Origin of the sequence: Castellaniella sp., assembly GCF_034675905.1 — a bacterium.
GTDB lineage: Bacteria > Pseudomonadota > Gammaproteobacteria > Burkholderiales > Burkholderiaceae_B > Castellaniella.
On record NZ_JAUCCV010000008.1, the window covers coordinates 69250 to 75669 of the forward strand.

Annotated in this window: 5 protein-coding genes; 1 reads left to right on the top strand and 4 read right to left on the bottom strand. The window is 64.6% G+C overall.

All coding sequences use genetic code 11. The features are described from left to right. Positions 1 to 25: 25 nt before the first annotated feature. The 3 genes from VDP79_RS08770 to VDP79_RS08780 all read right to left on the bottom strand — a co-directional run bounded on the left by VDP79_RS08770 (position 26) and on the right by VDP79_RS08780 (position 4104). A complete protein-coding gene (locus VDP79_RS08770) occupies positions 26 to 1117 on the bottom strand; it encodes a DegT/DnrJ/EryC1/StrS family aminotransferase (RefSeq protein ID WP_323017828.1) in 1092 nt (363 codons plus the stop codon). A gap of 19 nt (positions 1118 to 1136) precedes the next feature. Beyond that, positions 1137 to 1712, bottom strand: coding sequence for an acyltransferase (locus VDP79_RS08775; RefSeq protein ID WP_323017829.1), 576 nt, complete (start codon positions 1710 to 1712; stop codon positions 1137 to 1139). 199 nt (positions 1713 to 1911) lie between these two features. Further along, a complete protein-coding gene (locus VDP79_RS08780; RefSeq protein WP_323017830.1) occupies positions 1912 to 4104 on the bottom strand; it encodes an autotransporter outer membrane beta-barrel domain-containing protein in 2193 nt (730 codons plus the stop codon). 208 nt (positions 4105 to 4312) lie between these two features. Between VDP79_RS08780 and VDP79_RS08785 the strand changes: the two genes are divergently transcribed. Then, positions 4313 to 5605 carry an O-antigen ligase family protein gene (locus VDP79_RS08785; RefSeq protein ID WP_323017831.1) on the top strand — a complete coding sequence of 431 codons (1293 nt, stop codon included), beginning with the start codon at positions 4313 to 4315 and terminating at the stop codon, positions 5603 to 5605. A 100-nt stretch (positions 5606 to 5705) separates the two neighbouring features. Here the strand turns inward: VDP79_RS08785 and nusG are convergent, their stop codons facing one another. After that, on the bottom strand, positions 5706 to 6245 hold the full coding sequence (gene nusG / locus VDP79_RS08790) for a transcription termination/antitermination protein NusG (RefSeq protein ID WP_323017832.1): 540 nt from the start codon (positions 6243 to 6245) through the stop codon (positions 5706 to 5708). Positions 6246 to 6420: the final 175 nt, after the last annotated feature.

Consider the following 6420-nt stretch of genomic DNA (forward strand, 5'->3'; position numbering starts at 1 on the left):
CGGGTTGGATAAAAAGGTTAGAACATCAAGCTAACTGGCATTGCGCCACAGCGCCGACGACGCGGCCGATGGCCGCCTCGTCCATATACGGATGCATCGGCAAACTCATCACGCGCTCGGCCACGGCATCACCGACCGGCAGCGAAACGCCGTCATCCGCCACGGCGGGCTGCCGATTCAAGGGAATGGGGTAATGCACGGCAGTGGGAATGCCGGCGTCCTTCAGCGCGGCCTGCACGGCGTCGCGCCCATCGATCTGCACGGTGTACTGCGCCCAGGCGCAGACGTTGTAGGTCTCGATGACGGGCGTGGCCTGGATACCCGCCGCATTGAACAGCTGGGTGTAGGTGTCCGCCACGCGCTGGCGGGCGGCGATTTCATCGTCCAGCACGGCCAGCTTCGGCAGCAGAATGGCGGCCTGCAGGGTGTCCAGGCGGCTGTTCACGCCGACGCGGATGTGATGGTAGCGGCGATCCTGGCCGTGGCGGGCGATCTGGCGCAGCACGACCGCCAGGGCGTCGTCGTTGGTGAAGATCGCGCCGCCGTCGCCGTAGCAGCCCAGGGGTTTGCTGGGGAAGAAGCTGGTACATGAAATCGTGGACAGGTTGCCGCTTTTGCGGCCTTTGTAGCTGCCGCCCAGGCTTTGGGCGGCGTCCTCGATGACCGTCAGGCCGTGCCTGGCGGCGACGGCGTTGATGGCATCCATGTCGGCGCACTGGCCATACAGGGACACGGGAATGATGGCGCGGGTCCGGGGGGTGATGGCGGCTTCCAGTTTGGCCGGGTCCAGGACATAGGTGCGCGGGTCGATATCCACGTAGACGGGCTTGGCGCCCAGCAGGGCAACGGTCTCGGCTGTGGCGATGTAGGTGAATCCGGGGGTAATGACTTCGTCGCCCGGCCCGATGCCCAGCGCCATCTGGGCGATCTGCAGGGCGTCGGTGCCGTTGGCGACGGTAATGCAGTGCTTGGCGCCGGTATAGTCGGCCAGGCGTTCTTCCAGCTGGGCGACTTCAGGCCCCAGAATGAACTGGCCGTGCGCCAGCACGCGCTGGATGTTGGCATCGATGTCGGATTTCAGGCGCTGGTATTGGGCGTGCAGGTCGACGAATTGCATGGTTTCGCTTCAGGTGGGTTCAAAGGCGGGTGCACAGGCCGTCGGTCAGACGATAGGTGGCGCCGGTATGGGTGCAGATGGCTTCGCCGTCGCCGGTCAGGGGCAGGTCCAGTTGTTCGCCATGTTCGCTCATCCAGCCGATCTGGCGGGCGGGCACGCCGACCATCAGCGCGTAGGGTTTGACGTCTTTGTTGACGACGGCGCCCGCGCCGATGAAGGCGAATTCCCCGATGGTGACACCGCAGACGACGGTGCAATTGGCGCCCAGGGTGGCGCCCTTTTTGACCAGGGTGTCGCGGTATTCGCTTTTACGCTCGATCAGGGACCGGGGGTTGTAGACGTTGGTGAACACCATGCTGGGGCCGCAGAACACGCCTTCTTCCAGAATGACGTTGTCGTAAACAGAGACATTGTTCTGGATCTTGCAGCGGTCGCCAATGATGACCTTGTTGCCGACGAATACGTTCTGGCCCAGGGACACTCCGGCGCCGATGCGGGCGCCGCCGCAGACATGGACGAAATGCCAGATGCGGGATCCTTCACCGATCTGGGCGCCGGGATCGACGATGGCGGTTTCGTGCTGGGTATGGGACATAGTTCGCAATGTTTCAGACACGCTACCGCCGTGCTGTGACACGGTCAGCAAGCGCCTGGGGTTGTTCAATACGTGAACGCGATAGTAGCGCCAATTTGCCCAGTCGACCAGAAAAAGCAATCGGAATCTTCCTAAAAACCAACTCTACGCCGCATCGCCTGTCACCCGATGCGGCGCAGATCACGCGATTACATTTGCTCTAGCGCCGCCCAGGCAGCTTGCTATCCAACGCAATACCCACTCCCAGCCACACCCCATGCTGCATCTGTCCCCCGCCATGCTGACCGGTATAGGCCAGGGTGACAGATGCCCGCGGATGGACGGGCGCATGCACGCCGATATCCAGCGACAGGGCATCGCGGCCCATAGGCAAACCCGCGACGTCAAATGGGGTCCCGGGGTCAGCCTGATACGTCTGGCGACCATGCAATCCGCGCCCGCCCCACACGCTGCGCACGCCAGCTTGGGCAAACAGCCTGGCATCGCCATATGACGTGGGCCAGCGGCGTTCTGCCTGGATGCCCAGTTGAGTCAGCCAACGCTGATCGGTCTGTGCAGCCAGAGTGACGGCGGCCATGCCGGTCTTTTCCCGGATAGCCGGACGCTGCAGATGCAGCCAGGCGGCACGCGCCCAGGGGATGAACGCCCAATCCCCTGCAGACAGGGGCTGTGTGGGGCGGATGTTCGCCCACGACTGGGTCAAGGTCGCATGGGCGCGGCTGATCAGGGCCGATTCTGCGGGATCGGCCTGGCGGCTGATCGACGCCCGGTGATGGGACTGCGCAACGCCCAGCCCCAGCGTGATGACCGAACCACGGTACTGGGCGCCCAGACCCAAGTGCGCGGCGCGGTCGCGCACCTGGTAGACGCTGCCACCCCCTGTCCACGCAGGCGCGCGGGTGGATTGGCGGCTGTCCTGCCATCCGGCAAAAGCGGCTGCGTGCCAGCCCCGCCCCACTAGCCGGCTGACGCCCACCTGCAGGCCGCTGGTGTCGCGGTCATCACCCGGCAAACCGGGCTGATGATGCCGTTCCGTGTTCGCCGCCCAGGTCTGCGCCCACGCCCGGCCGCTACCGGTATGCGCCAGGGCCGATTCGCGCAGAAACCGGCTGTCATCCAGCAAGGCGCTGCGCCAGCTGGGGTCCGCAGTGTTCAAGCCCTGGGCGTTATAACGCAGGGTCAGACCGACGGATTGCGGGCCATAGTCCAGGACAGGGTCCAGATAGCGCAGGGGACTGTACACCCGGGCGAAATGACCTGAGCCGCTGCTGATCCCCACCGCTGTCATGGCAGCGGGGTCGGATACAGCAACGGGGGTGTAATCCAGACCGCCGTCCGCCTGCACGATGGCATAGCGGGTATTGGGCGCCCACTGGCCGGGGATAGGGTCCAGCCACAGATCGCCCGCCAAACGGGCCGACCCCAGGGATCGCAGGGCAGGTTCGTTCAGGCCGATGGGCAAGCGGGTCTGAGCGCTGTCGGCCAATTGCAGATGATTGCCGAACCACAGCGCACCCGCTGCGCCGGGTGCGCCGGGCTGCAGATGGCCTGCCACCAGGGCGTCCCGGATCAGGCCGGTGCCGGACAACACGGTACCCGGGCGGGTATGGATGGCGCCGAACCAGAACTGCCCCATGGCCAGGCCTCCCTGCCCGATCTGCAGGCCGCCTTGGCGCACCTCCAGGGCATGATCGGGCGCAAAGCCCGTTCCCAGCAGGCGTAAGGTTCCTGCCCCGTCTTTGATCAACGGAATGTCGGCTGTGATGCCGCCCTGCCAGGTGGCAGCGCCCCGATCCACGCGCAACGTGACAGCAGGGTCGACGGATGCCGACGGCGTCATGCCCCAGGCGATCGGCGCCAGGGGAGCAATCGCGGCAAACGACTGCGCCTGCAGGTTCTGATGGACGATGACGCCATCGGCCAGATCCAGGCGCGTGCCGCCAGCCATATCCAGGGTGTTGGCGCCATGGCCCAAGGCCTGGCCGGACTGCAGCCCCAGGCTGCCCTGCAGCAGCGCGGTGTTGCCGCGATAGCTGTTTGCGCCAGACAGGGCCAAGTGGCCGTCGCCCAGCTTCAGAAACAAAGACGGGGGCAATACGGCAGGATCGCTTAGGCCTAGGCAAGCATCCAAGCCCGCCCCGGCAGGCGCGCAGATCGCACCCTGAATGCCCAGAGTCTGGCCGCCCGCCACGCTGAAGCCGCTGTCTTGCTTCAGCAGCAACGTGCGCGTGATGGTCCGGCTATCGGGCGGCTGATGCAGTTCCCCCTGTAAAGAAAAAGGCGCCGGGGACGGATCCCACGGCGCCTCGGGCGCAGCCGGCAAAGATTGGGCGAAGGTGGGCGGCGGCAAACCCAGGCAGGCGCAAATGATGGCGGTATGTCGAATGGACATAGTGATTTCCTGTAAAAGTTGACAGTCACGAAATGTGACAAGTTGTCTTTTCAGGCAAATCGGACGGATTTGCAATCCGGATTGACTCGGTGTTTACCCCCTCTGTGACGAAACGGGAACAAGGACGATAAAGACGGCAGTTCTGTTCAATCACAAGCGTGGGAGGCCAGTAAAATGGCGTTCCGCTTCTTTTTCACTTCATCTGCTTATGTCTCCCATCCCAGCCGCCCGGCTGTCGATCTGGATGTCCGCCAGCGCCGCGCTGTTCTTCCTGCTGGCCCTGTCGGCGCCCAATGGCTATTCCTGGGGCGGCGGTCTGTTGCTGCTGGGGGGGCTGGCGACTGCGTGGTCCCGTCGCGGGCGCTGGCACACCAGCAGCACAGACGGTCATCGGGCGATGCCCCGATCCTGTGCACCATGGACCATCCAGGACCGGACGCTGCTGCTGTTGCTGCTGGCCGTGTTCCTGATCAATGCGCTGGCGGTGGTCTGGCACGGCGACTCGGGCAAATATCTGGATCAGGGAGTGCGCTATCTGCTGGCGATCCCTATTCTGTGGGGACTGCGGCGGGTGCAGTTGCGGCTGGATTGGCTATGGATAGGGCTGGTGCTGGGCTGCTTGGGCACGGCAGCAGTGGCCTGGTGGCAGGTGCATATCCTGGCCTATGATCGCGCCGAGGGTTTTGTGACCAGCGCGATCCCCTTCGGGGACATGGCGCTGATGATGACGTTCTGGTGCGTGCTGGGGGCGGCGCTGTCCGCGATCCAGCGCCGCAGGGGATGGGCGGCCTTTTTGCTGATAGGCGCTTTGGCCGGCGCCTATGCCTTTATCGCAGCGGCGACTCGTGGCGGCCTGGTGGCTGTGCCGGTGCTGATGGTACTGGCCGGCTGGGCGCTGATCCGCCGGGAACACGCCAGGCAGGTGCTGGCAGGCGCGGCCTTGCTGGTAGTGGCCATCACACTGGTTGTCACCCTGCTGCCTGCAGGCCAGGTGACCGAGCGCCGCGTTGATGAGGCCTTTTCCGAATGGCATGCCTACAGCCAGCACGCAGATGCCACCAATAATGTCGGCGCGCGCCTGGAAGCCTGGAAGGCAGCCCTGATCAGCATCCCCGATCGCCCGCTGCTGGGCTGGGAACACGCGGACTATCAGGCGCAGCTGCAGACGCTGATCCAGGCTGGCCAGGTGGATCCCTTTGTGGAAACCCTATCCAACACCCACAATCAGTTCATCGAAATCTGGCTGCACCAGGGCACGCTGGGCCTGATGGCGTTCCTGGCCTTGCTGATCGCCAGTTTCTGGTATTTCGCCCAGCGCCTGCGCCACGCGGACGCCACGGTGCGCATCCTGGCCTGTTGCGGCGCCAGCCTGCCGGCAGGCTTTGCCGCGTTCGGCCTGACACAGGTGATCCTGGGGCGCAACAACGGGGTGATGTTCTTTCTGGTATCCCTGGCGGTGTGGTGGGCGATGATGCGGCAGGCGGAAGGGAAAACGGACTAAGGCTTGCGCAAGGCAAGCATGGCCGCCTCGGACGCCCTGTCCAGGAGGGTTAGCAGGGCTTTTGCTGCGCCTGACTGTCCAACAGCTGCGGGATGCCCGATCACAGCGGCGCAATCTGCCCGAATTCGACCTGCACGGTCTGCGGGCGGCCCAGGATATTCAGCAACAGGGTGACGCGGTCTTTGGAGACGGCCTGCACCAGGGCCTGCATGCCGGCCAGGGGGGAATCCTGGATCTGCACCGGCATACCGGGCTGAAAGGGGCTGATCTGATCCATCTGTGCGGATTCGCGCAGGGTCTCGGCCTGGTGAATGACCCGCACGGCCGCATCGGCCAGGGTGGCGGGCTGTGGACCGAACATCACCAATCGACTGATCCCGACCGTGGACCGGATGACCGACAGGGATTGCGTGGGCCGCGTGGGGCGCAGAAACAGGTAGCGGGGGAACATCGGTTCGCGGGCGGTCAGACCGGGCGCGGCCGGCGCACGCTGGGCCCCTGCGCGCGGCTTTTTGAACACCTTGAACAGCGGCAGGTAGACCTCGAAATCCTGGCGCAGCAATTGTTCCCGCGCGGTGGATTCCTGGCGCGGCTTGGTATGGGCGACGTACCAGACGGTGGAGACAGGGGCTGCGGGCATGAAAGAACCACCGGTTTCAGACGATACGGATATTGTAGGCAAATCGGCCCAGACAAAGTCCGGGCCGAATCTGATGCGTCTGTCAGGACAGGGGCGAGTCCGACACAAGCGCCCTGATCAGGGAATGATCAAGCTTCCGCGTGCTTGGCGGCCTCGACGGCGCCCTTGGTGTCAT

What these genes read in the sequence shown, in the direction of transcription:
- VDP79_RS08770 (WP_323017828.1), bottom strand. Translation starts at nt 1,117, where the DNA reads ATGCAATTCGTCGACCTGCACGCCCAATACCAGCGCCTGAAATCCGAC.
- VDP79_RS08775 (WP_323017829.1), bottom strand. Translation starts at nt 1,712, where the DNA reads ATGTCCCATACCCAGCACGAAACCGCCATCGTCGATCCCGGCGCCCAG.
- nusG (WP_323017832.1), bottom strand. Translation starts at nt 6,245, where the DNA reads ATGCCCGCAGCCCCTGTCTCCACCGTCTGGTACGTCGCCCATACCAAG.
- VDP79_RS08780 (WP_323017830.1), bottom strand. Translation starts at nt 4,104, where the DNA reads ATGTCCATTCGACATACCGCCATCATTTGCGCCTGCCTGGGTTTGCCG.
- VDP79_RS08785 (WP_323017831.1), top strand. Translation starts at nt 4,313, where the DNA reads ATGTCTCCCATCCCAGCCGCCCGGCTGTCGATCTGGATGTCCGCCAGC.